The sequence below is a fragment of the Chryseobacterium sp. PvR013 genome (genome assembly GCF_017833095.1).
Taxonomy (GTDB): Bacteria; Bacteroidota; Bacteroidia; order Flavobacteriales; family Weeksellaceae; genus Chryseobacterium; species Chryseobacterium culicis_A.
This window is the reverse complement of record NZ_JAFIBT010000001.1, coordinates 3715758-3737798: the sequence shown is the minus strand read 5'-3', so window position 1 is coordinate 3737798 and position 22041 is coordinate 3715758. Positions and strand designations below refer to the sequence as shown.

Below are 22041 nucleotides of genomic sequence, written 5' to 3'. Positions count from 1 at the left end.
GGGTAATTAATGAGAATCAGCGGCTATGGGAGATAGATCTGTCAAAGCTGTCCCTTCCTTCAAAAATAAATTTAAAAAATAGATATCCTTTTAATCTTTTATACAAGCTTGGAGTACTTAAATAATACTTCTATCTTTCATCGTTCTTAGTTTGATTAAAAGTGATCATTTCTAGCCTGTCTATATCCGTTATATAGGAATCAATAGAAAAGCAGGTTATTTTTTTCTCATCTTCATACATATACCAAGTGGTTTCGCTACCATATGGATTAAAGGTAATAACTCCTTCCCAGTTTTCCAATTGTCCAAATGATTTTTGCTTTAGATTACCATTTATAATCCTACTTGCCTGTCTTAGTAATGTAGTATTTTCTTTTGTCTCAAAAGTTAAAATTAGTTTGTAGGCGTTATTGTTTTCTGAAACATACGTTTTTTGGGATTGTATATTAGGAAAGGATTCAGAGTTATCTATTCTTTTTGGGTGACTGCTAACACCGTTTTGTACACCATTTGTTAGCATTTTTTCCATTATTTCATTTTCAAATTTCATATACTGTTTTATGGAAGAAAATCCAATATGTATATCTTCCAAAATTCTAAATGACATTAGAGGCCCCGATTTAGCATAAATTAAGCTAACATTAATAATCACTAAGTCATTGTTTTGAGTATTAGAAACCAAAACTTTTACGGGAATAAAAATTTCTTGGTTAATATCATTTTTTGAGATTCTGTTTTCCTCTATTAAAATTTCTTTCACAAAAGAATGTTTCCAGTCAATCTTAATTTTTTTGTTATCAACTGTAAATACTTTTTTGCAATTAAGAAAATTTTGTATAATGTTATCGCTGTACATTGCATTATTATATTTATAATCCGAGCTATCAGACATTCTCTTATATCGCAATGTATCACCATTTTTCAGATAGTCCTCCAGTAATTGCCTGTAACTTTGATGCTTCTTAAAAAATGAAATTAAATTATCATTCTTTAAAAAATAGTGATTTCTTTTATGTCTTTTTCTACAGTTTGTGTACGTTGTGAAAAACAGTTAGTATGTACTGTAAAAATTAGAATTAAACAAACAAAATATTTCATCATTAGCTTTTATTATAAATTATGATTATAAAACCACTTTTTTGCTATTACTTCAAAAGTGGTTTTATTAGGAAATTAGTTATCCTATATTGGAAAAACTTGTCTTACAAACTTCATGAGTTCTTTTATGGTTTTAAATTCTTTTTTTACATCAACCAACTTAACAAAATAGGTTAAGGTAATTATGCCATTTTCAAATATGATATTTGAAACAGTATTCATTAAGGGAGTTCTATTTTCATCTTCAAGTGAAAAAAAAAGGATTTCTTTATCTTTTATTTTGTGAATTACAGGTGAGTAACCTTCACTTTCTAATTCTTCTTTTATTAATTCTAAACTTGTCATATTATTTAATTTTAAATCTATTAGCTCCTCCTCTTAGCCATATATAGGCAAAGTCATCTAAATCCACAATTGCTTCAACACCTTGCCCTTTTCCAATCCCTTCAATAGGCCAGGGATCTCTAATATAAACTTTATTATCAATAATTTTATCTACCATTATTGCGTGTTTCATGCCATTTTCAGGATATATAAATGCAATCCAACTTCCTTCTTTAGATATATCTTTTGCTATTTCGGAAAAATTAGCTCCAACATTCCTAAAGTAATTGCTTGCAATGACTTCCTTATCTTTGAATATATCTTCTAATATCCTAAGAAGCTCTAGTTCATCAAGTCCTTCATTAAGATTCTTAATACCTACAATTTCAAAAATTTTATTTTCAGATAAAATGTTACTTACTCCTAAATCTTTACAATATTGTCTTACACAAGCTGCAACACAAGACATATTATGCTCCTGAGCAATCATGTTTCTGGAAAGAACTTCAAGATACTTTAAAATTCCACCCGTACCTGTTCCTATTCTGGGTTTCAGAATTTTATTCCAGAAAGCATTGACTTCTTTGAAATCACCTTTGAAAATAGGTTTCTCCTTCCATTTCAGTAGATAACCATCTGTTTTAGCTAAAATCTCAATACCAAGCTTCTTAAAACCTATTCTGGCACTAGCAAGAATATTGAAAATGCTTTGAGCTTTTTTTCCTTTTAATACAATTTCTTCAATTTCCTCTGCTGTCATGGCTAAATCCTCAGCCTTAGCACCATTTTTAGCGCCTTGCAGTAACTCTTCAACAAACATTATAAAACCTCTAAACCCTTTAGCACAAGCCTTTCCAAATCTAATAATAAATCTTGAAAGAAAAGCCAGTAAATCAGTAATTCCCAATGTTGCTACAGAAACAGTTTCCCTTGCAAGAACCTTTAGTAAACTTGCAGCTTTCTGGACATAAGTAGCTCCTTTTACCACATTTCCTGCACCCTCTGTAAAAATCAAAAGTAGAATATTAATGAGCAGCTCAAAGGCAAAAATACCTATATAAAAAGCTACTGTATAATGAGAAATATTCCCAAAATACTCCTTCATTTTATCCAGTATTCCATCCATATCAGATTGAGAAATACCTCCACTTGCTTTGAATAGGTCTTTAACTCCCTGCAAGAACTTAGGAACATTCTCTGCTACCCAATCCAGTACATCTTCTGCTTTTTCCATTAAATCTCTTCGTTCAAGATACTGCTGATAGGAGAAAGCAATTGTAGGCTGTAAAAGAAATTCTAAAATATATAGCAAACATTGGATAAGACTAATTAGACCACTATTAACACCGCAATAGAAAGCATTGGCTAGTTTAAGGATTTCTACTCCTTGTTTAGCTATTTCACTAATAGCATCAGCTAAATCGGTAAGAAAGGACTTAATATTATTAATGACACCTGTAATTTTGTTAATCAGCTTTTTGAAGGCAGCAGGAAGATGTTCTATAGAAGCATCCTTAACTTTATTTGCTGCCTGTTTTACCATTGACCAAACTTTTGAAAAAGCAACATCAGCTCCCTGAATAAAAGGATTATTTCCTAAGTTCTCAAAGAACTGTGCAGCCTTGTTTATATTAACAGGAACTGCAACACCTCCAATAATAGGAACCAATGGCGAATAGTTTTTAGAATCAGGATTATAATTTTTCTCTGTAGGCTTGAATACTTCTAGCTTTTCTGCACACCAGCCAATAGCATCAGCATGAATAGATGTGATATTTCCTATAATCTCTTCAAACCTTCTGTCTCCTGTATAAAACTGATATTCCCTCATTAAAGCCTGATGAACAAGAGTAGCATCTATTTTATCTTTCTCAAAAGTATAAGCCAACTGTGTCAGATAGGCAGCTTCATCTTCCATAGAAGTGATATTCCTGAAAAACTGGCCATTTACATTGGAAGGTAATGGTTCTGGAAACCTCTTGAAGAGTTGTACAAAGTAATCTCCCATCTTGGCAATATAAAAATCACCAGAAAAGTTTGATTTGTTGGGATTAGGTTTTTCGTAAAATAGAAATAACGCCTGCTTCTTTCTGGCATTGGCCTGATAGCTTCCATATACCTGAGATCCGGTTTCACAAGAAAGAACTTCCGCATAATACTCATATCCCTTTTCTCCTTTCTCATTTACCCCTGTTGAAGAAAAGATAGATACAGGATTGTCTGTGAGATAAGAATAGCCTAAAGGTGTATTTCTATAATCATGGAAAGGACTTCTGTAATCTGGAGAGTTATCTTTATTAATTATATGGTCACCCAAAGCATTTTTATCCCCTACAAATCCCTTGTTTAAATCTTCTATGGAAATAACTTTAAATTCAGAGAGGTCATCACTCCACTCATCATCAAACTGTTTTTTCATACGCTGTGTTTTAGTAATTAATATTTTGTTTTAATGTTACTAAAGCAAAGCTATTCCTTGCCAACGCCAGAAATTGACGTGTAATATTTTATTATTTATCTGATAAGGATGAAAAAGCGTAAATAGATTTTTAAATAATGGAGAAGTGGTAAGGATAAAATAAAAAAATCTCCCAGAAATCTGAGAGATTTTTTGTGGGTCCTGAGGGATTCGAACCCCCGACCCTCTGGGTGTAAACCAGATGCTCTGAACCAACTGAGCTAAGAACCCGAATTTTTTTGAAAGGTTTCGTTTCCTTTTCTGTGGGTCCTGAGGGATTCGAACCCCCGACCCTCTGGGTGTAAACCAGATGCTCTGAACCAACTGAGCTAAGAACCCTCTAGACTTGTTCTCTTGTTTAGAGTGGTGCAAATATACGACTTATTCCTTAATCTCCAAATTTTTTTCTAAAAAATCTCCCACTACAAAGTTGCTTCCGCCAATAAAAATCATTTCTTCATTTGTACATTGTTCTTTTGCAGATAGATACGCTTCCTGTACGGAATCAAAAATTTTATAAAAAATTTTCGCCTCCTGAAGCAGATTTTCATAATCTTCCGGATGTCTTCCTCTGTTGATGGATGGTTTTGCAAAATAGAACTCAGAATTTTCAGGAAGTAATTTCATCACATCATCTATTTTTTTGTCATTCACAAACCCCAAAATGACATGCTTGTGTCTGTTAATTGAATTTAATTGTGAAAATACATACTCCAAACCTGCTTGATTATGTCCCGTATCACAAATTGTAAGCGGATTTTTTGAAAATTCAAACCAGCGGCCAATAAATCCTGTATTCTGATGGACATGAAGCAGGCCGTTTTCAAGAGATTCTTCTGATATATGTACATTAAGTTTCTTTAATTCTTCTACTGCAGCCAGGACAACTCTGATATTTTTTTTCTGATAATTTCCCTTCAAATCCGATTCCAGAGTAGTACCAATAAGAGTAGCATCTATAAATGGAGCGTTTTCTTTCACTGCTTTCCCTCTGATGATATTTTTCACTGCTTCATTTTCATCACCGGAAATAACAGGAATGTTGTGTTTTATAATTCCGGCTTTCTCCATGGCAATTTCTTCAATGGTGTCTCCAAGAATATTCTGATGATCCAGCTGAACATTCGTGATCGCAGAAATCAAGGGCTTAATAATGTTTGTAGAATCCAGTCTTCCACCCAATCCTACTTCAATAATTGCAAAATCTACTTTCTGCTGGTAAAAGTATTCAAAAGCCATAATCGTGGTGAACTCAAAAAATGAAGGACGAATATCTTCCGGAAGTGTTCTCAGCTTTTGAATAAACTCAAAGACAAATTCTTTATTACAGTTCTTTCCATTCACTTTAATACGTTCTGTAAAGTCTATAAGGTGCGGAGAGTTGTATAATCCTGTTTTATAACCGGCTTCCTGAAGCACAGATGCAAGCATATTGCTTGAAGAACCTTTTCCGTTCGTACCTCCGATATGGATGCATTTGATCTTATCCTGGGGATTTCCAAAGAAAGCACACAGCTTTGTAATGTTGTCTAATCCGGGTTTATAAGCCTTCTGTCCATCTATCTGATAGTTGGGCATCTGTACGAAAAGCCAGTCAATAGCTTCCTGATATTGTTCATTTGTCATGGTACAAAATTCCCAAAAGTTTTTTTAAAATAAAATATAATTTTTCAATCTGTAACTTTTTTATATTTAATTCGTCTAATATTGAAAAATCTTAATATGAAATCGCTGTGATTTACCAGTTACAAGACTGATGAAGATAACAAGATTCCATATGACCATTAAAAACAAATAAACATATACATATGAAAAAAGTTTGGATCATCGTTTTTGGATTAGGTTATCTGGGTTTAAGCGCTCAGAAGAAATGGTCCTTAAAAGAATGTGTAAGCTATGCAGTGGAGCATAATCTTCAGGTTATCCAAAATCAGTATAACAAACAAAACCAGGAATACAATCTTAAAGCAGCTCAAAAAGAATATTTGCCTTCAGTAACAGGGAGTATGACGACTGGGGTGAGTTTCGGGCAAGGATCATTAGGAGCCGGAAGCTTTAGAAACGATAGATTCAATAACAGTGTTGGTCTGGGAGCCGATATTTTGGTTTATAATAATGGGAGGTTAGAGAAGAATGTAAGAAAAGCTCAGTTTGATGTTGAAGCAAGCCAATATGATATTGAAACCATTAAAAATGATATTTCTCTTCAGATTGCTCAACAATATCTGACTGTCTTGTTGAATAAAGAGATTGTTAAAATCTCTCAGAGTGCTGTAGGAAATGCTCAGAAACAGTTTGACAGAGCTAAAATTACAACTCAGGTTGGAACAACGGCACAGACGGTTTTAGCAGAGGCAGAAGCAGCATTGGCAAGAGAAAAACAAAATCTTAAAACAGCAGAAGTGAATGTTGGTCGTGCTTTATTCGCCATCGTTCAACTTCTACAACTGTCAGATTATAAGGGTTTTGATGTGGAAGACGTAAATATTTCAGAAAAGCTTGATTTACAGCTGGCTAATGTAGATGAGGTATTGGCAACCGCGTACGAGATACAACCTCAGATAAAAGCAGCCGAAAGCCGTATAAGATCTGCTGAAGCGCAAACTGAGGTAAGCAAAACAGCATTCTGGCCTACATTAACAGCGAGCGCTGGTCTTAACACTTTCTATAACAGACAATTTGATCCTATGCCAGGTACTGTGCAGGGAAATTTTTTTGAACAATATAAAGATCAGTTTGGACAAAATGTAGGATTGTCACTAAATATTCCTATCTTCAATAAAGGGAAAACAAAATTACAGGTAGAACAGTCTAAAATAAACGAAAGTATAGCCAAGAATACCTTAGAGCAGCAGAAACAGACGGTAAGACAGAATGTACAGAAGGCTCAGTTTGATGCTGATGCCAATTATGAAACCTATCTGGCTGCAGTAGAAGCAGAAAAAAGTTCCAAACTGGCACTTGATTTTGCGGATAAAAGTTATACCGCAGGAAGAACCACCATTTATGATGTAAATGTGGCGAGAAATAATTATGCAAATGCACAGGGATCAGTAGCGCAGGCAAAATATAATTATCTTTTTAGTCTTAAACTATTGAATTTCTATGCAGGAATTCCATTAAGTTTGTAAAATGCCAATTCAATCATTAGAAAAATATTTACCTCAAAATACACTTGAATATTTAAAAATCTGGTTTTCAGATTATTATATACATATAAAGGTTACGAGAAACCGAAATTCAAAACTGGGAGATTACAGAAAACTTCCAGATAACTCTCATGAAATTACGGTAAATTCTACACTTACCCCACAGCTTTTTTTCTTTGTGCTGACTCATGAGCTGGCACATTTGATTGCTTTCGAAAAGTATGGCCGTAAAATTTCTCCACATGGTAACGAATGGAAAGAAACTTTCAGAAATATGCTTATGGAAAGCCTTGAAATTTATGATGAAGAACTAAAACCTATCATCATAAAATTTTCAAAATCACCCAAAGCCAATTTCATGGCAAGCCCTGATCTGGTAAGATATTTCCATACTGAGAAACAGGATGATACTCTTCATTTTATTGAACAACTTCAAAAGGGAGAATTTTTTATCTATCGCAACGAAAAGTATTTATTGGAAGGTCTGGTTAAAAAAAACTATCTTTGTAAGAACCTGGCTACTGGAAGGAAGTATTCTTTCAAACCTTTAGCGAGGGTAGAAAAATGTAGCTAAGAATGTTAAAATCAGATAGATACTGTGTTATAATGGCGGGTGGAATCGGGAGTCGGTTCTGGCCTATGAGTACGCAGAAATTTCCAAAACAGTTTCAGGATATTTTAGGAACAGGGCGCACCATGATTCAGCAGACCTATGACCGAATCAGCAAGGTAATTCCTAAAGAACAGATATTCGTAATTACGAATAAAGAGTATGTTTCTGTTTCTCATCAGCAGCTTCCGGAGATTCCTGAAGAGAATATTGTGGGGGAGCCGCTTATGAAGAATACAGCAGCCTGTAATCTGTATATGGCCAACAAGATTGCTGAGATCAATCCGGATGCTACGATGATTGTATTACCGGCAGACCACCTGATTCTTAAAGAGGATGTTTTTCTGGAAAAAGTGGAACTGGCATTTGAGGTTGCTTCAAAGCATGATTATCTTGTAACATTAGGTATTACGCCCACAAGGCCTGATACCGGCTATGGCTATATTCAGTTTGTAGAAAAAAAGGGATCCGAATATTTCAAAGTGAAAACGTTCACAGAAAAACCTATCCTTGAAATTGCCCAAAGCTTCTTGGAAAGTGGTGATTTCCTTTGGAATGCAGGGATTTTTGTATGGAATGTGAAAAGCATTCACCATGCTTTTGATCTTTATCTGCCTGAGATGATGCAGCATTTTATGGCTTGTGAATACAATTCAGAAAAAGAAAACAGCTGTATTGAAACCATTTATCCAAAGGTTCAGAAGATCTCCATTGATAATGGGATTTTAGAAAAGGCAAAGAATGTTTATGTCATTCCTTCAGATTTAGGATGGAGTGATCTTGGTACGTGGACCTCTGTATATGAAAATACGGAAAAAGATAAGAACGGAAATGCCGTGAAACTTAAGCATTTACTTTCTTACAACTCAAAAGGAAATATCATCCGTTTAAAGAATAATAACAAGGCAGTAATTATTGATGGCCTTGAAAACTACATTGTTGTAGATACTGATAAAGCGCTTCTTATCTGCCCGCGAGATAATGATCAGCTTATTAAAGATTATGTCCTTGACTTAAAAAACTTTAAGAAAGGCGAGAAGTTTATGTAATATTTGGTATATTTTCTGCTGATTTTTAAATTATGATTAAAACTGCAACCCGATTTACAATTCTTACATTTTTACTTTTGGGAGTCTTAGGATTTTCTCAGGAGAAGAAAAAATTTTCAAGCATTCCTGCCGTTTTACAGCAGATCAACCCAGGCAATAAGGTAGATTCATGGGTGTTGATATACAACAGTTATGGGAAAGGTGAGGAAATAAAGATTTCGGGTAAGGTAAATTATACTCCTCAATTCTCAGGGTTCAATCTTTTTCCTAGTGAAGACAGCTTTTACTATATTGCTTATGCAGAAGGAGGTAAGGTAAATTATGTTACCAATCTTGAAGATCTTAAGAAGTTTGTAGGCAGAATTGATAATGCTCAGGAAGCAGCAGTAGTATTGGGTGCTGACGGATATATGGTAGATGAAGAGTTCAAGGACCTTGCAGGCAACTATCATGAAGATCAATCGAATTATTATCTTGATCTTGGAAAACTGACCTCAAAGGAATGCCCTTATCAGAAAACGCATTATACGGTAACAGTAAATAAATCCACAGGAGCTGTAAGCCATGTAAAGGACAATGGAACTTATATTGAACTTTATAATAAAAAATGTGCTAATAACCCGAGACTTTTAAAAATCGAAAAAAAAGAAGAACCAAAGAAAGATGAGCTCAAAAAAACACCCAAGCGCAAATAATACCTATGAGACTGAACGATTAATCCTTCGCCCAATGTCTCGTGAAGACAGAGATTTTGTCTTTGAACTTTATAACAGACCCAAATTTATTCAACATATCGGCAATCGTAATGTTAATTCCATTGAAGATGCCGAAAACTATATCCTAAACAGATTTGCTCCCCAGATTGAAAGACTGGGATTCGGAAACTATCTTTTAGTAACCAAAGACGGAAATGAAAAAGTAGGAGCAGTGGGAATCTTCGAAAGAGAAGGACTTGATATTGTAGATATCGGATATTCTCTATTGGAAGAATTTGAAGGCAAAGGATACGCTTTTGAAGCCGCTCATAAGGTTAAATCTATTGGGATGGATGATTTTGGCTTAACAAAAATATCCGCAATCATTTCAAAAGATAATGTTTCTTCCCAAAAACTGATCGAAAAATTGGGATTAAAATTCAAAAAGCATGTTACACTTCCCGGTGAAACAGAAGAATTAAATTACTACGAAACGGAATAATAAAGGCAAAAAAAGATACTTTCACAAATAACACAGTGGTATAAATCGTGCAATTTGTGAAAGTATTTGCGATATTTGTGTTTCAAAAAAGAATTATCCTTCCAGAATCTGCTCAGCAGCAGTCTTTGAGGTCACTTTTTCAATCACTCTTGTACAAACCCCATTTTCATCAAAAATAAAAGTGGTTCTTACAATTCCCATATACGTTTTTCCGAACGTTTTTTTCTCCTGCCATACCCCAAATTTTTCGATGATGTCACGGTTTTCATCTGCAATAAGATCATAAGGGAAAGCAAATTTACTATGGAAATTCTTCTGCTTCTTTACAGTATCACCACTTATTCCCAATAACTGAAATCCAGCCTTTTCAAGCTTTGTATAATTATCACTCAGGTTGCAGGCTTCTACTGTACAGGTCGGCGTATTGGCTTGCGGATAGAAGAAAACTACCAGTTTTTTTCCAACTAATTTTGATGAGGTTACCGTTTCTCCGTCTTGATTTAATCCTTCAAATTCAGGTAATTTATCTCCAACTTTCAGCATAATGATTTAATTTTGTTCAAATTTAAGGCTTACATGACAAAAAAACAAAGAGCTGAGCTCGTTCAGATAGAACTGGATAAATTATATCCCACCACACCTATTCCGTTAGATCACACCGATCCCTATACATTGATGGTGGCCGTAGCACTTTCTGCACAGACTACGGATAAGAAAGTCAACCAGGTTACACCAGATCTTTTTGCCGTTGCTGGAACGCCTCAAAGAATGGCCAAGCTGGAAGAATTTGAAATCAAAGAACTCATCAAAGAAATAGGGTTGTCCAATACAAAGGCTAAAAATCTGAAAAAAATGGCGGAACTTCTGTTGGAAAGACATAACGGTATTGTTCCTCAGACTTATGAAGAACTGGAAGCACTTCCTGGAGTAGGACATAAGACTGCCTCAGTTGTAATGAGCCAGGGATTTGGATTTCCTGCCTTCCCTGTGGATACCCACATTCACCGTCTGATGACCCAGTGGAAGCTTACCTCCGGAAAAAATGTAGTGGAAACAGAGCGTGATGCCAAAAAATTATTCCCTGAAGAAGTGTGGAATAAGCTTCACCTTCAGATTATTTTCTATGGAAGAGAATATTCTCCGGCAAGAGGAAAAGGTGAGAAGGATTTTATTACGAAAATGATGTTTGAAAAATAGGGTTCTCCCTAAGATAAACTTTGTGATTTTAGTTAAGCTTCGTTTAAATTTTCACCCATGTCAAGGTTTCAAACCTTGACATGGGTGAAAATTCATGTAAAAGGTAATTAGTAATCCAATAATCTTCTGTGGTAATTAATCTGTCCCAAATGATAATCCAGATGAGCAACCAGATGAATAAGAAAGTAATCTGTGGTCATAGAGCTTTCAAAAACAACAAGGGGATATTCTTTTTTAAGATCTTCTTCAGACAACTGTGGCAGAACAGAATCTATCATAGCAATTGTAGCTTCAACCTTTTCGATAAGTTCAGCTTTTGGAATGTCTTTTAAGGAGAATTCCAGCTCACGGTGTCTTATATATCCCGTATTTCCAAGCTGGGCTCCTATAAAATGATTAATATTTCCAACCAAATGAAGGGTTAGGTTACCTGCGGAATTGGCAATATTTTTATCAGTTTTCCAAAGATTTTCTTCACTTTGATAGGCTTCTATCTCTGTTTTTAATTTATTTAAATCTCTGTTGAAAAGAGATCTGATGCTTTCTGTGATCATATCAGTTTTGTTGTATTATTGTTTTAAAATATCCTCTGAAGTGTTTATAAACCAAACTATCAACCCTGCATTTATAATCTATGAAACCATAAATGCTGTCATTTTTTTTGAATCTGTTGGTGTTTAGAATCAGTTTCTGTTCCGAAACTTTTGATTTTATGTATTTTTTTTCACCTTTTAAAGTTTTAGGATCAATATCTTTTATATAAAATTGATTGTTGAAGACTTTTACTAAAACGCCGTTTCCAAAATACCCATTATTATTGTTCAGCAGAATATTTAAAGTATCATTCTGATATTGGGCTTTACACTTATAGTCATCAAACAGAAATGATCCTTTAAGAAGTCCATCATAATAAAATGCTTTCTGAACAATAAAAGCTGTTCTAGTTGTACTTTCAACAATTTCACTGTTATACAGTTTCAGTTCGGGATACTTTGACAAAAGCTGGATTGTATCATGAGCAGGTAAGCTTTTATCAACAATAAAATTTTCAAAATGTTGATCCTTTTGACAGCTAAAAGCAATCAATAAAATACCGATAAAAAACAAAAATAGTTTCATAAGAAACTATTTTTGTTTTTGAGCCCAAAGCTCCATTTTTCTGTTCAGAACATCTAAAGGAAGACATCCTTGGCTTAATACTTCATCATGGAAGCTGGCCAGATTGAATTTATTTCCAAGTTCTTTCTGATACTTTTCTCTCAGCTCACGGATTCTTAATGAACCTATTTTGTAGCCTAAAGCCTGTCCCGGCATAGCCATATATCTTTCTACTTCTGCTGTAGCAGATCCCTCGTCGTAAGAAATGTTGCTTAAGAAATATTTAATAGCTTCTTCGCGTGACATTTTTCCGGTATGAAGTCCTGTATCTACTACCAGTCGTACTGCTCTCAGCATCTGATCGCTCAGGTATCCCATTTTCTGGTAAGGATCTGTGTATAAACCGAACTCAGGGCCTAATGTTTCACAATAATGTGCCCATCCTTCACCATACGCTCCAAACCATCCGAACCGCATGAATTTAGGAAGCTTTGTGTTCTCTTGCTGTAAAGAAACCTGATAGTGATGTCCTGGAATAGCCTCGTGAAGGAAAAGAGATTCCATTCCTGAGGTAACATTGAATTTAGTAGGATCCGGAAGTGGAACATAAAAAATTCCAGCCCTTTTTCCATCTGGAGTTCCCGGCATATATTCTGCGCTCGCACTTGCTTCTCTGAATTTCTCCGTCTGTCTGATCTCAAACTTTGTTTTAGGGGTTACATTGAACATTGTTTTCAGTTTCGGAGTAATCTTCGTCAGAATACCGTTGAAGGCATTTAAAACTTCCTTAGAGGTTTTATAAGGCATTGCCTTTGGATCTGTTTTCACAAAAGTGATAAACTCTTCCAGAGTTCCGGTGAAACCTACCTGTTGTTTTACTTTTTCCATTTCTGCACGAAGCATTGCTACCTGCTGAAGTCCGATTTTATTGATCTCTTCAGGAGATTTTTTGGTGGTAGTCCAGCTTTTTACATAATAGTTGTAGATCTCATTTCCATTAGGAAGGCTGTTGTATCCGTCCGTATCTCTTGCTTTTGGAAGATATTCTTTTTCTAAAAAGATTCCCATTTTGGTATAGGCAGGAATAATTTTTTTCGAAATAGCGTCTTTATAAAGTGTTGAGAATTTATCTTTCTGTGCCTGGGTGAAACTTTTAGGGAAATTTTTAATAGGTCCGTAGAAAATATTCTTTTCCATATCAGACGTTATAATTTCTTCGGCCTTCATCTGAGGAATCATTTTGATAACCAGTTTTTTAGGCAATACAATCTTATTGTTAATACCCTCACGGAAGTTGTCTGTTGCAGCATTCATCCACTCCGGGAATTTTTCCATTCTTTTCAGCCAGTCACTGTAGTCCTTTTCTGTTTTAAAAGGCTGATTACCCTGTCCGCTTCCATACAGAGGGAAAGTTAGCGGGAGCCCTCCAAATTGAGTAAAGGGAATATATTCCGGATGATAGGCATAAGCTTCTGTTTTATCTTTTAAAGTATAATCCAACACATCATATACTACTTTATCTTCATCAGAAAGAGTTTTATAATCTACATGTTCCAGTTGTTTCTGCACAGAATTGTAGAATGCTACTTCTCCTGAGATAAAATCTTTATCAATGTTAATAGGAAGCTGGTCATTATATCTTGTATCTCCTTGTGCTGTAGCATCTAAAGGGTATAGCTTAAGATACTGCTCATAATAGTTTGAAGCGATAGAATCCAGGTTGCTGGGAGTCACTTTTGTAAGAGGAGAATCCGATTTTTTGCAGGATGCAAGACCGATGATCAATCCTAATCCCAGAATACTTTTTGATATAATGTTTTTCATTTTCAGAATCTTTATGAAAGCAAAAGTAAGTATTATTGGGTTATGCAGACTTATGGTCTGTATTGATTTTAAAAAAATTATTTTCAAAATCCTTTTAACTTTGAATCAATTTTTTATCTTTGTCTAAAACGTTTAACAATCATATTATTACAGTTCTTTTTTAAGAAAAAATGAAAGGGATTTTAAAAATTTACCATCCGGAGGAAACGCTAAAATACAATATCAGAAATACTTATTGTAAGGCCGTTTACAGCAACCAGCAACATTTTTTAGAGGTTGAAGTGATTACAGATGATAGTTTGGATCACGTGGATGATGATTCACTACAGTACAATTTTCCGCAGCTTTCACTTGAAGTTTTCGATTTTCCTATTGAATCGGCGGAAATCGAAGGGAAAACAATCAAAATCAATGACTCTGATGAGGAAACCTACACAGAAGTAGATCTTTTCGATGACGAAGATGCCTATATCTATGATAATGAGCTTCTTTTTGAGAGAAATGAAGAAGGGGAGCTTCAGGTCATCTGGAAAGGAACCATTGATGATTTCTATACCGGGTCAGATACTCCAATTCCATTTAGATTAAAATGCGAGTTCAGACAAGATGATATTGTGGTAGACGAAGACTAGCAACAGCTTCTATACTTTTTGACACCGAATTTCTTTTCAAAATTATTTTTGGAAAGGAATTTGCTGTTTATAAAATTGTAACAAAATTTAAGTTGTTTTTAAGCAATTTTTAAGAGTTCAATTCATAATATTCTCCTACATTTGTCGTTGAAAATTTAATAAAATTCACATTTAATGCTGTTAACGGAACTTTCTCAGATTTTATTTGCACAAATCGCCACTCCTGCAGTTGCTGCAGACAACTTAGAGTTCTCTTTCTGGAAAATTATGTTCCATGGAGGAGCTTTCGCTAAAATAGTGATGGTCACTGTATTACTATTGGGAGTATTTTCTCTATACCTGTTTTTTGAGAGATTTTTCTTTATTAAAAGATTAACTTCAAAAACGGATTCCAACTTCATGAACAATATTGAAGACTTTATTAAAGCTGGAAAAATAGAGGCCGCTGCAGATTACTGCAAAACCCAAAACTCTCCGGAAGGAAGAATTTTAGAAAAAGGAATTTCAAGATTGGGGCGTCCTGTTTCTGATATTGTAAGTGCTATGGAAGCACAAGCTCAGGTAGAGGTGGCTAATATGGAGAAAAACCTGAACCTTTTGGCTGTAGTACCGAGTATTGCACCTATGTTGGGACTATTAGGTACGGTAATCGGGATGATTATTGCTTTCTTCAACTTATCACATGCAACAGGATCTTTCTCACCGAAAACACTTTCAGAAGGTATTTATACCGCTTTGGGACAAACGGCTGTAGGTTTGGCAGTTGCCATTCCTGCTAACTTCTGTTATAATATCCTTTTAACAAGGATTGATAAGTTTGTGTTGAAAGCGCAGAATATGTCAGGAGAATTCTTAGACCTTATCAATAAACCTTTATAAATTTTCTTACGATGAAAATTCAGAGAAGAAATAAAGCAAATCCGGAATTCAGTTTAGCAGCGATGACAGACGTTATCCTGTTGATGCTGATTTTCTTTATGATTACCTCTTCTGCGGCTAATCAAAGCGCAATTGATGTAAATCTGCCGAAAGCCGGAGCTGTTGAAGACAATATACCTAATCCTTTAACGGTAAGTATTAAACCGGATGGTTCATTCTTTGTAGATGATAATCCTGTGAATAAAGGAGAACTGGAGAAGATTATTGTAGATAAGCTAGCCAGCCAGACCAATAAATCGTTTACGATCAGAGCGGATGAAAACACGCTGCATAAAGATGTGGTTTTTGTAATGGAAGTTGCTGAAAAACATAAATTTAACATTGCCATTGCAACGGTTAAAGATAAATAACAGATCCGGGTTTCCGGAAACAATTACATTTTAAGATGAAAAGCTATACAGCAAACCGAAATGAAGAAAATAAAGATAGAGTAAAAAGCGCCCTGCTTTCTATTCTTATCTGGGCTGCTATTTTGCTTTTTGTTTTTTTGTATAAATTAAAACCTGAGCTGGACAAAGAGCCTGAAATGGTGACTACTATGTTGGTCAACTTTGGAGACAACAGAAACGGAAAAGGAATTGAAGAGCCGGCGGAACAACCTGGAAGCCTTGCTGCAGCAACAGAAGAATTAACTCCGGAACCTGCAGAAACACCTGTGCCGGAAACAAAGACTGTTGTAAAGCCAGAGCCTGCTCCTGAGCCCAAGAAAGCAGACGTTAAGGAGAAGGTAATCACAGGAAATAATTCAAAAGCAACAGTTCCTAAGAAGGAAGAATCAAAAAAAGCTGAGAAAAAAGAAGCCACCAGTACGAGTGCTTCTAAAAACACTAAAAAAGCAGGTACCGCCACAGCCAATTCAAAAACAGGCAATGGAGATGGAAAAGGAAATGCAGCGATTGGAAACCTGATTAAAGGAAGAGGAACAAAAGCCGGAAGCCAGGGAACAGGTGATGGAATTGGAAATGCAGGAGATCCTTTGGGAGGTGATGGAAATGGTGACAGTAAAGTAGGAATAGACAGAAAGCTGATAGGCTATATCCCGGGAACCATGGGAAGAGGCGGTGCACAACCCTCTCACAGCTGTACAGCAAGTGGATCAATTACGATTGCTTATACTGTAGATAAAGCAGGAAATGTGGTCTCTGCAAGAAGATCAGGAGGTGTCTCAGATCCTTGTGTGGCATCTACATCAGTGTCCTGGGTGAAGAAATATGTAAAAGCAGAGAAAGCCAGTACATCTTCTACCGGAACGTATAAAATTACCTTCTAAAAATACAAAAGCACTTTATTCAAGTGCTTTTTTTAATTCATTTATTCTGTTGATAATCGGGAGGGCAAAAATACCGCTGGTTTGAAGGTACAGCTCATAGAATGTCTTTGCTTTATCCTGAAAATCTTTATTCTGATCATGTCTGCTGTTAAAATAGAAAAGATTTCCCAGCATTTCATAGTAGTCTTTGTGATCTCTTTCCTGTCTTTCGTTAACGATAGCAATCATTTCTTCTTTTGTTTTCGAAGAAACTTCCGTGAAGCTCATCTTGAAGATATCTCTCATCAAAGTATCAAAATCCAGTTCTTTCTGCATTAAACTTTCTTCAGGTTTATCCAGAATCAGTTTTTCCAGTGCCTGGGTTAATTGACGGATGAGTCTTAGAGTAAATTCTTTATCTGTAATCATAATGGGGTATTTTGTTGCTAGTTGCTAGTTGCTAGTTGCTAGTTGCTAGTTTGGGTTAGGTTCTCCAGTTTAACTGCACGTATTTTATAAAGTTATTGATTTTCCCTCCTAAGAGTTTGTATTGTTCTGATTTTTCTTTAAAGTCTGAGTGTAATTCCGGATAAAGTCTGGTTATTTTCGATAGATGACAAATTGTTTCGTCACAACTTGCCTGAGAGTAGGTGAGAAACCTGATGAAATCACCTTTGTAACTGTTTCTTCCATATCCCTCTGCAATATTTGTAACAATTGAATCAGCTGATCGTCTCAATTGGCTACCTAATTCGTATAATTCATAGTTGGGTAGTTTGAGCGATAATTTATGTGTTTCAATAAATAACTCAAAAGCAATATTATAAATATCAAGTTTTTCGTAACTCATTAATATCTTTTTTAACGATTAAAAAAACTAGTAACTAGCCAACCAGAAACTTTTTATTAAGCAAAGAATAGATAAGCCAGTGCAATTGCTGTGATAACACCCACCAGATCGGCCAGAAGCATAGCAATTACCGTATATCTTGTGTTCTTAACGGCTACGGCACCAAAATATACTGCGATCACGTAAAATGTCGTATCTGAACTTCCCTGAAGTACAGCGGCTAATTTTCCCTGGAAACTATCCGCCCCAAATGTTGCCATAGTATCCACCATCATTCCTCTGGCTCCGGAACCGGATAAAGGTTTGATTAAAGCGGTTGGAAGTCCATCCACGAACCTTGGATCCATATTGGCAACGTTGGCTACCCATTTCATTCCGTCAATAATGACATCGAAAACACCGGAAGTTCTTAATAAAGATATCGCAATCAGCATTCCAACCAGATAAGGAATAATCTTAACACAGGTGGTGAATCCTTCTTTTGCTCCTTCAATAAAGGCATCAAAAACGTTTATTTTCTTGTAAACGGCTCCAAGCACAATAGCAAGGAATATGAACAGGATTAAACCATTGCTTAAGACTTTACTGAAGTCATCCAATTGATCTTTACTCAGCTGTACAAGGTATACAACCAATAAAGCAATTATAGCTGAAATTCCTCCTACATAAGCAATGACTACAGGACGAAGCAGATTAATTTTCTGATAAAGTGATACAATAATCATCGCTGCCAAAGTAGCCGCAAAAGTAGCAATCATACATGGAAGAAAGATATCAGTAGGAGTCTTTGAGCCCATAGATGCTCTGATAGCAATAATGGATACGGGAATCAAAGTCATACCTCCGGCATGGAGACACAGAAACATAATCTGCGAATTACTGGCGGTCTCTTTATTCGGATTTAAAGTCTGGAGGCTTTCCATCGCTTTCAATCCAAACGGAGTAGCGGCATTATCCAATCCCAGAAGATTGGCACTGAAGTTCATCAGCATATGGCCAAATGCGGGGTGGTTTTTCGGAATCTCCGGGAAAAGTTTTGAGAAAAATGGCTGAATCAGACGGCTCAAAAGGTTAATTCCACCTGCTTTTTCAGCAATACTCATGAATCCCATGAATAAGGTCATGATCCCAATAAGGCCAAGGCAGATCTTTACCGCTGTTTCGGATGTTCCGATGACTCCGTCAGCTTCCTGAACACGATAAACGTTTACATTTTGTTTTAAAGAGTCTGTTTTATAATGAATTCTGCTGTCTGCAAAATCATTTTTTTTCATCAGGCTGTCTCTGACAACAGGGGAGAGGCTGTTCATCGGTTGTGATGCAATCTTCACTGTATCACCTCCTTTTCCTACCACCATATCATTGAAAATGGTTTTGTAGTGACCTGACGAAACGTATTTTATACTGGCAATGGCAATGGCAATGATAATGAAAGCCGACCAAATTCTGCTGAGAACCATTTGATTGATTTAATTGTTTAAACTTATCGAAAATACTTTAAACCACAAAAATAACTAAAGTCTTTTGTAATTCCGGTATGAGGGCTAATGATGGTTTGCCAGCTTTATCCCATTTTAACGCAGTGTTCGCAAAGTTTCTAAATAATAGGAAAATGAGTTTTCTCGTTCGCAAAGACGTTAGCACTTAGCAAAGAATTTCAATTAGTGAACATTGCTGAATGGAATGCCCTTGCGAACAAAAAATATATATTAAGTTTTTAGATTTTCCTTGCGATCCCTAGCGATTAAAATAAAAGGATTACTCTTCCAGGTAAACAAGATGCCCTTCAAAATCATCATCAAGATGTTTCAGAACCTTTGCATCATCCATTTTTTTGACCAATGCGTCAACAAAGAAACTCTTTTCAAAAAACTGGCGGTGAATTCCCGGAAGAATTTCCATGAAATAATCCATTCCGATTTTGTTGTTATGGAGATCCATTTTGGTTTCCAAAGGCTCATTCGGGAATAATTCTTCATGCATATCTGTTATTCTTTTGCAGAAATCCAGCGCTTTTTTAGGAGAGGAAATTTTGCAGCAGTACATCATAATGAAGCAGCACCACAGAGCGTGTCTGAAAGCATTTCCGATTCCATTAGTGGAAGCTGTCTTAGGGAACTTTTTCTGTGCGATGGTAAAAGCCTTCACAGTAGCATGGAAACTTAGCAAGGCAAAAAGAGGATGGGGAAGGATCAGTGATAAAAGACGCATAATCTTTTTAAAACTCATACTTCTGATGGTATTGAAAAATATCTTAAAAGTCCTCATAAATAAAAATCTCTCCCTAATTAGAGAGAGATTGTATTGTTTTTGTTACAGATACTATGCTTTTACAGCTAATAAATTCACTGTTTTTGCAACAGTATCCTGAATTTCAGTTCTTTTTACGATGAAGTCCACAAATCCTTTTTCCTGTAGGAATTCTGATGTCTGGAATCCTTCCGGTAAGTCTCTACCGATTGTTTCACGGATTACTCTTGGTCCGGCGAAACCGATCAGTGCTCCCGGTTCTGCCATGATGATATCAGCAGTCATTGCGAAAGAAGCGGTAATTCCTCCGAATGTAGGGTCACAAAGGTAAGCGATGTACAAAAGTCCAGCTTCAGAAAGCTGAGCCAGTTTAGCCTGAACTTTTGCCAGCTGCATCAAAGAGTAAGTGGCTTCCTGCATTCTTGCTCCTCCGGACTGACAGATAATCATATACGGAAGTTTATGCTTGATACAGTAATCTACTGCTCTTCTGATCTTTTCTCCCATTACAGAACCCAAAGATCCACCGATGAAAGCAAAATCCATACAAGAAACTACCATTTCAGTTCCTTTTACAGTTCCTACAGCATTTCTGATGGAATCTGTAAGCTTGGTTTTAGCTTTTACTTCTTTCAAACGGTCTTTGTAAGGCTTTGTATCTTTGAAGTTTAAGATATCAATACTTTCAACATTGGCATCCAGTTCGGTAAATTTACCACCGTCAAAAAGGATGTCAAAAAATTCTGCACTTCCTATTCTTACATGAAATCCGTCTTCAGGAGAAACATAATTATTTCTCTTTAGTTCATCATGTTCCACTACTTTTCCGGATGGAGTCTGATGCCAAAGGCCTTTGGGAACGTCCTTTTTCTCATCAGTAGAAGTGGTAATGTTTTTTGCTTTTCTTTTAAACCAGTCGAATGCCATTTTTGCTTGTATTAATGTATAAATGTAAAATGTACCAATGTAAATGCATTTCTTATGAATACTTTTTACATTGGTACAAATTTACAGTTCTTATTTTAAAGTATTTACGTTATTTAAATCTTCAAATGCTTTTACCAATCTTGTAGAGAATGTTTCCTCACCTTTTCTTACCCAAACTCTTGGGTCATAGAACTTCTTGTTAGGTTTTTCTTCTCCTTCAGGGTTTCCGATTTGAGCTCTTAAATAGTCAATATTGTTCACCATATAATCTCTCACTCCTTCTGTGTATGCAAACTGAAGGTCAGTGTCGATATTCATTTTAATTACTCCGTAGTCAATAGCTTCTCTGATCTCTTCTAAAGTAGATCCTGAACCTCCGTGGAATACAAAGTTGATAGGTTTAGCAGCCGTTCCGAATTTCTCCTGAACATATTTCTGAGAATTGTCAAGGATTTTTGGGGTAAGAACTACGTTTCCTGGCTTATAAACTCCGTGTACGTTACCAAATGCTGCAGCAATCGTAAAGTTATCAGAGATTGCTTTTAATTTTTCGTACGTATACGCTATATCTTCAGGCTGAGTGTATAATTTAGAGTTATCAACGTCTGAGTTGTCAACACCATCTTCTTCTCCACCAGTCACTCCGATTTCTACTTCAAGAGTCATCTGAAGTTTAGCCATTCTTTCGAAATACTGAGCTGAAATTTCAAGGTTTTCTTCTAAAGATTCTTCAGAAAGATCCAGCATGTGAGAAGAGTAAAGAGATTTTCCTGTCTGCTTGAAGAAATCTTCGTTAGCATCCATTAATCCGTCAATCCAAGGAAGTAATTTCTTTGCACAGTGGTCTGTGTGTAGAATTACCGTTGCTCCATAAGCTTCAGCAAGAGTGTGAATATGTTTTGCTCCAGCGATAGATCCTAAGATAGCAGCTCTTTGTCCGTCATTGTTTAATCCTTTCCCTGCGTTGAATGCAGCTCCACCATTTGAAAACTGGATAATTACAGGAGAGTTCAATTTCGCTGCAGTTTCCATCACAGCATTAATGTTGCTTGATCCAATTACGTTTACTGCAGGTAATGCAAATTTGTTTTCTTTAGCATACTGAAAGATATCAGTAACTAACTGACCTGTGGCAACTCCTGCCGGAAAAATTCTGCTCATGTTTTACTTTTTATTATAAATTTATTAGG

General features: G+C 35.8%; 24 protein-coding genes and 2 tRNA genes. 10 read left to right on the top strand and 16 right to left on the bottom strand.

Annotated elements, in window-relative coordinates; all coding sequences use genetic code 11:
* Positions 1-130 precede the first annotated feature (130 nt).
* The 6 genes from JOE44_RS17025 to JOE44_RS17000 all read right to left on the bottom strand — a co-directional run bounded on the left by JOE44_RS17025 (position 131) and on the right by JOE44_RS17000 (position 5506).
* Positions 131-856 carry a hypothetical protein gene (locus JOE44_RS17025; protein ID WP_209786490.1) on the bottom strand — a complete coding sequence of 242 codons (726 nt, stop codon included), beginning with the start codon at positions 854-856 and terminating at the stop codon, positions 131-133.
* Positions 857-1182: 326 nt separating this feature from the next.
* Positions 1183-1443 (bottom strand): hypothetical protein, encoded by a 261-nt coding sequence (locus JOE44_RS17020; protein WP_209786489.1) that lies wholly within the window; start codon positions 1441-1443, stop codon positions 1183-1185.
* 1 nt (position 1444) lies between these two features.
* A complete protein-coding gene (locus JOE44_RS17015) occupies positions 1445-3841 on the bottom strand; it encodes a hypothetical protein (protein ID WP_209786488.1) in 2397 nt (798 codons plus the stop codon).
* Positions 3842-4036: 195 nt separating this feature from the next.
* Positions 4037-4111, bottom strand: a tRNA-Val gene (locus JOE44_RS17010).
* Positions 4112-4144: 33 nt separating this feature from the next.
* A tRNA-Val gene (locus JOE44_RS17005) sits at positions 4145-4219 on the bottom strand.
* A 42-nt stretch (positions 4220-4261) separates the two neighbouring features.
* A complete protein-coding gene (locus tag JOE44_RS17000) occupies positions 4262-5506 on the bottom strand; it encodes a folylpolyglutamate synthase/dihydrofolate synthase family protein (RefSeq protein WP_209786487.1) in 1245 nt (414 codons plus the stop codon).
* Positions 5507-5688: 182 nt separating this feature from the next.
* Between JOE44_RS17000 and JOE44_RS16995 the strand changes: the two genes are divergently transcribed.
* From JOE44_RS16995 to JOE44_RS16975, 5 genes are read left to right on the top strand one after another with little or no spacing between them, the layout of a single operon-like run.
* On the top strand, positions 5689-7011 hold the full coding sequence (locus JOE44_RS16995; RefSeq protein ID WP_209786486.1) for a TolC family protein: 1323 nt from the start codon (positions 5689-5691) through the stop codon (positions 7009-7011).
* A 1-nt stretch (position 7012) separates the two neighbouring features.
* Positions 7013-7603 carry a SprT-like domain-containing protein gene (locus tag JOE44_RS16990; RefSeq protein ID WP_105682958.1) on the top strand — a complete coding sequence of 197 codons (591 nt, stop codon included), beginning with the start codon at positions 7013-7015 and terminating at the stop codon, positions 7601-7603.
* Positions 7604-7605: 2 nt separating this feature from the next.
* Positions 7606-8688: a mannose-1-phosphate guanylyltransferase gene (locus JOE44_RS16985; protein ID WP_228421711.1), complete on the top strand. Its 1083-nt coding sequence runs from the start codon at positions 7606-7608 to the stop codon at positions 8686-8688.
* Positions 8689-8720: 32 nt separating this feature from the next.
* Positions 8721-9383 carry a hypothetical protein gene (locus JOE44_RS16980; protein ID WP_209786485.1) on the top strand — a complete coding sequence of 221 codons (663 nt, stop codon included), beginning with the start codon at positions 8721-8723 and terminating at the stop codon, positions 9381-9383.
* Positions 9352-9885, top strand: a complete 534-nt coding sequence (locus JOE44_RS16975) for a GNAT family N-acetyltransferase (protein ID WP_209786484.1) — start codon at positions 9352-9354, stop codon at positions 9883-9885. The genes JOE44_RS16980 and JOE44_RS16975 overlap by 32 nt, the downstream gene beginning before the upstream one ends.
* Before the next feature lie 93 nt (positions 9886-9978).
* Here JOE44_RS16975 and bcp read toward each other — a convergent pair whose 3' ends face one another.
* Positions 9979-10428, bottom strand: a complete 450-nt coding sequence (bcp, locus tag JOE44_RS16970; RefSeq protein WP_209786483.1) for a thioredoxin-dependent thiol peroxidase — start codon at positions 10426-10428, stop codon at positions 9979-9981.
* Between the two features lie 33 nt (positions 10429-10461).
* Here bcp and nth point away from each other — a divergent pair, with 33 nt between their 5' ends.
* Positions 10462-11082, top strand: a complete 621-nt coding sequence (gene nth / locus JOE44_RS16965) for an endonuclease III (RefSeq protein ID WP_209786482.1) — start codon at positions 10462-10464, stop codon at positions 11080-11082.
* Positions 11083-11189: 107 nt separating this feature from the next.
* Here the strand turns inward: nth and JOE44_RS16960 are convergent, their stop codons facing one another.
* The 3 genes from JOE44_RS16960 to JOE44_RS16950 are packed head-to-tail and all read right to left on the bottom strand — an operon-like array spanning position 11190 to position 14004.
* Positions 11190-11636, bottom strand: a complete 447-nt coding sequence (locus JOE44_RS16960; protein ID WP_209786481.1) for a DinB family protein — start codon at positions 11634-11636, stop codon at positions 11190-11192.
* Position 11637: 1 nt separating this feature from the next.
* Positions 11638-12201: a hypothetical protein gene (locus tag JOE44_RS16955; RefSeq protein WP_209786480.1), complete on the bottom strand. Its 564-nt coding sequence runs from the start codon at positions 12199-12201 to the stop codon at positions 11638-11640.
* Positions 12202-12207: 6 nt separating this feature from the next.
* Positions 12208-14004, bottom strand: coding sequence for a DUF885 domain-containing protein (locus tag JOE44_RS16950; RefSeq protein WP_209786479.1), 1797 nt, complete (start codon positions 14002-14004; stop codon positions 12208-12210).
* 170 nt (positions 14005-14174) lie between these two features.
* On the opposite strand from JOE44_RS16950, the gene JOE44_RS16945 reads away from it, so the two are divergent.
* The 4 genes from JOE44_RS16945 (at position 14175) to JOE44_RS16930 (ending at position 16845) form a co-directional block, all read left to right on the top strand.
* Positions 14175-14636: a hypothetical protein gene (locus JOE44_RS16945; RefSeq protein ID WP_209786478.1), complete on the top strand. Its 462-nt coding sequence runs from the start codon at positions 14175-14177 to the stop codon at positions 14634-14636.
* 174 nt (positions 14637-14810) lie between these two features.
* Positions 14811-15515, top strand: a complete 705-nt coding sequence (locus JOE44_RS16940; protein ID WP_209786477.1) for a MotA/TolQ/ExbB proton channel family protein — start codon at positions 14811-14813, stop codon at positions 15513-15515.
* A gap of 11 nt (positions 15516-15526) precedes the next feature.
* On the top strand, positions 15527-15925 hold the full coding sequence (locus tag JOE44_RS16935) for a biopolymer transporter ExbD (protein WP_209786476.1): 399 nt from the start codon (positions 15527-15529) through the stop codon (positions 15923-15925).
* Positions 15926-15960: 35 nt separating this feature from the next.
* On the top strand, positions 15961-16845 hold the full coding sequence (locus tag JOE44_RS16930) for a ferric siderophore ABC transporter substrate-binding protein (RefSeq protein ID WP_209786475.1): 885 nt from the start codon (positions 15961-15963) through the stop codon (positions 16843-16845).
* Positions 16846-16860: 15 nt separating this feature from the next.
* On the opposite strand, the gene JOE44_RS16925 is transcribed toward JOE44_RS16930, so the two are convergent.
* From JOE44_RS16925 to fbaA, 6 genes are all read right to left on the bottom strand, one after another.
* Positions 16861-17253: a hypothetical protein gene (locus JOE44_RS16925; RefSeq protein ID WP_105700338.1), complete on the bottom strand. Its 393-nt coding sequence runs from the start codon at positions 17251-17253 to the stop codon at positions 16861-16863.
* Between the two features lie 55 nt (positions 17254-17308).
* Positions 17309-17674 carry a four helix bundle protein gene (locus JOE44_RS16920; RefSeq protein ID WP_209786474.1) on the bottom strand — a complete coding sequence of 122 codons (366 nt, stop codon included), beginning with the start codon at positions 17672-17674 and terminating at the stop codon, positions 17309-17311.
* A gap of 56 nt (positions 17675-17730) precedes the next feature.
* Positions 17731-19134 carry a spore maturation protein gene (locus JOE44_RS16915; protein ID WP_209786473.1) on the bottom strand — a complete coding sequence of 468 codons (1404 nt, stop codon included), beginning with the start codon at positions 19132-19134 and terminating at the stop codon, positions 17731-17733.
* 298 nt (positions 19135-19432) lie between these two features.
* Positions 19433-19942: a hypothetical protein gene (locus tag JOE44_RS16910; protein ID WP_209786472.1), complete on the bottom strand. Its 510-nt coding sequence runs from the start codon at positions 19940-19942 to the stop codon at positions 19433-19435.
* A 54-nt stretch (positions 19943-19996) separates the two neighbouring features.
* Complete coding sequence (gene accD, locus JOE44_RS16905) at positions 19997-20851, bottom strand: acetyl-CoA carboxylase, carboxyltransferase subunit beta (protein WP_047095043.1); 855 nt, start codon at positions 20849-20851, stop codon at positions 19997-19999.
* A gap of 90 nt (positions 20852-20941) precedes the next feature.
* Positions 20942-22012 carry a class II fructose-bisphosphate aldolase gene (gene fbaA, locus JOE44_RS16900; protein ID WP_209786471.1) on the bottom strand — a complete coding sequence of 357 codons (1071 nt, stop codon included), beginning with the start codon at positions 22010-22012 and terminating at the stop codon, positions 20942-20944.
* Between the last annotated feature and the right edge of the window lie 29 nt (positions 22013-22041).

Coding starts and splice junctions, on each gene's coding strand:
- JOE44_RS17025 (WP_209786490.1), bottom strand. CDS start 856: ATGTACAGCGATAACATTATACAAAATTTTCTTAATTGCAAAAAAGTA.
- JOE44_RS17020 (WP_209786489.1), bottom strand. CDS start 1,443: ATGACAAGTTTAGAATTAATAAAAGAAGAATTAGAAAGTGAAGGTTAC.
- JOE44_RS17015 (WP_209786488.1), bottom strand. CDS start 3,841: ATGAAAAAACAGTTTGATGATGAGTGGAGTGATGACCTCTCTGAATTT.
- JOE44_RS17000 (WP_209786487.1), bottom strand. CDS start 5,506: ATGACAAATGAACAATATCAGGAAGCTATTGACTGGCTTTTCGTACAG.
- JOE44_RS16995 (WP_209786486.1), top strand. CDS start 5,689: ATGAAAAAAGTTTGGATCATCGTTTTTGGATTAGGTTATCTGGGTTTA.
- JOE44_RS16990 (WP_105682958.1), top strand. CDS start 7,013: ATGCCAATTCAATCATTAGAAAAATATTTACCTCAAAATACACTTGAA.
- JOE44_RS16985 (WP_228421711.1), top strand. CDS start 7,606: ATGTTAAAATCAGATAGATACTGTGTTATAATGGCGGGTGGAATCGGG.
- JOE44_RS16980 (WP_209786485.1), top strand. CDS start 8,721: ATGATTAAAACTGCAACCCGATTTACAATTCTTACATTTTTACTTTTG.
- JOE44_RS16975 (WP_209786484.1), top strand. CDS start 9,352: ATGAGCTCAAAAAAACACCCAAGCGCAAATAATACCTATGAGACTGAA.
- bcp (WP_209786483.1), bottom strand. CDS start 10,428: ATGCTGAAAGTTGGAGATAAATTACCTGAATTTGAAGGATTAAATCAA.
- nth (WP_209786482.1), top strand. CDS start 10,462: ATGACAAAAAAACAAAGAGCTGAGCTCGTTCAGATAGAACTGGATAAA.
- JOE44_RS16960 (WP_209786481.1), bottom strand. CDS start 11,636: ATGATCACAGAAAGCATCAGATCTCTTTTCAACAGAGATTTAAATAAA.
- JOE44_RS16955 (WP_209786480.1), bottom strand. CDS start 12,201: ATGAAACTATTTTTGTTTTTTATCGGTATTTTATTGATTGCTTTTAGC.
- JOE44_RS16950 (WP_209786479.1), bottom strand. CDS start 14,004: ATGAAAAACATTATATCAAAAAGTATTCTGGGATTAGGATTGATCATC.
- JOE44_RS16945 (WP_209786478.1), top strand. CDS start 14,175: ATGAAAGGGATTTTAAAAATTTACCATCCGGAGGAAACGCTAAAATAC.
- JOE44_RS16940 (WP_209786477.1), top strand. CDS start 14,811: ATGCTGTTAACGGAACTTTCTCAGATTTTATTTGCACAAATCGCCACT.
- JOE44_RS16935 (WP_209786476.1), top strand. CDS start 15,527: ATGAAAATTCAGAGAAGAAATAAAGCAAATCCGGAATTCAGTTTAGCA.
- JOE44_RS16930 (WP_209786475.1), top strand. CDS start 15,961: ATGAAAAGCTATACAGCAAACCGAAATGAAGAAAATAAAGATAGAGTA.
- JOE44_RS16925 (WP_105700338.1), bottom strand. CDS start 17,253: ATGATTACAGATAAAGAATTTACTCTAAGACTCATCCGTCAATTAACC.
- JOE44_RS16920 (WP_209786474.1), bottom strand. CDS start 17,674: ATGAGTTACGAAAAACTTGATATTTATAATATTGCTTTTGAGTTATTT.
- JOE44_RS16915 (WP_209786473.1), bottom strand. CDS start 19,134: ATGGTTCTCAGCAGAATTTGGTCGGCTTTCATTATCATTGCCATTGCC.
- JOE44_RS16910 (WP_209786472.1), bottom strand. CDS start 19,942: ATGAGGACTTTTAAGATATTTTTCAATACCATCAGAAGTATGAGTTTT.
- accD (WP_047095043.1), bottom strand. CDS start 20,851: ATGGCATTCGACTGGTTTAAAAGAAAAGCAAAAAACATTACCACTTCT.
- fbaA (WP_209786471.1), bottom strand. CDS start 22,012: ATGAGCAGAATTTTTCCGGCAGGAGTTGCCACAGGTCAGTTAGTTACT.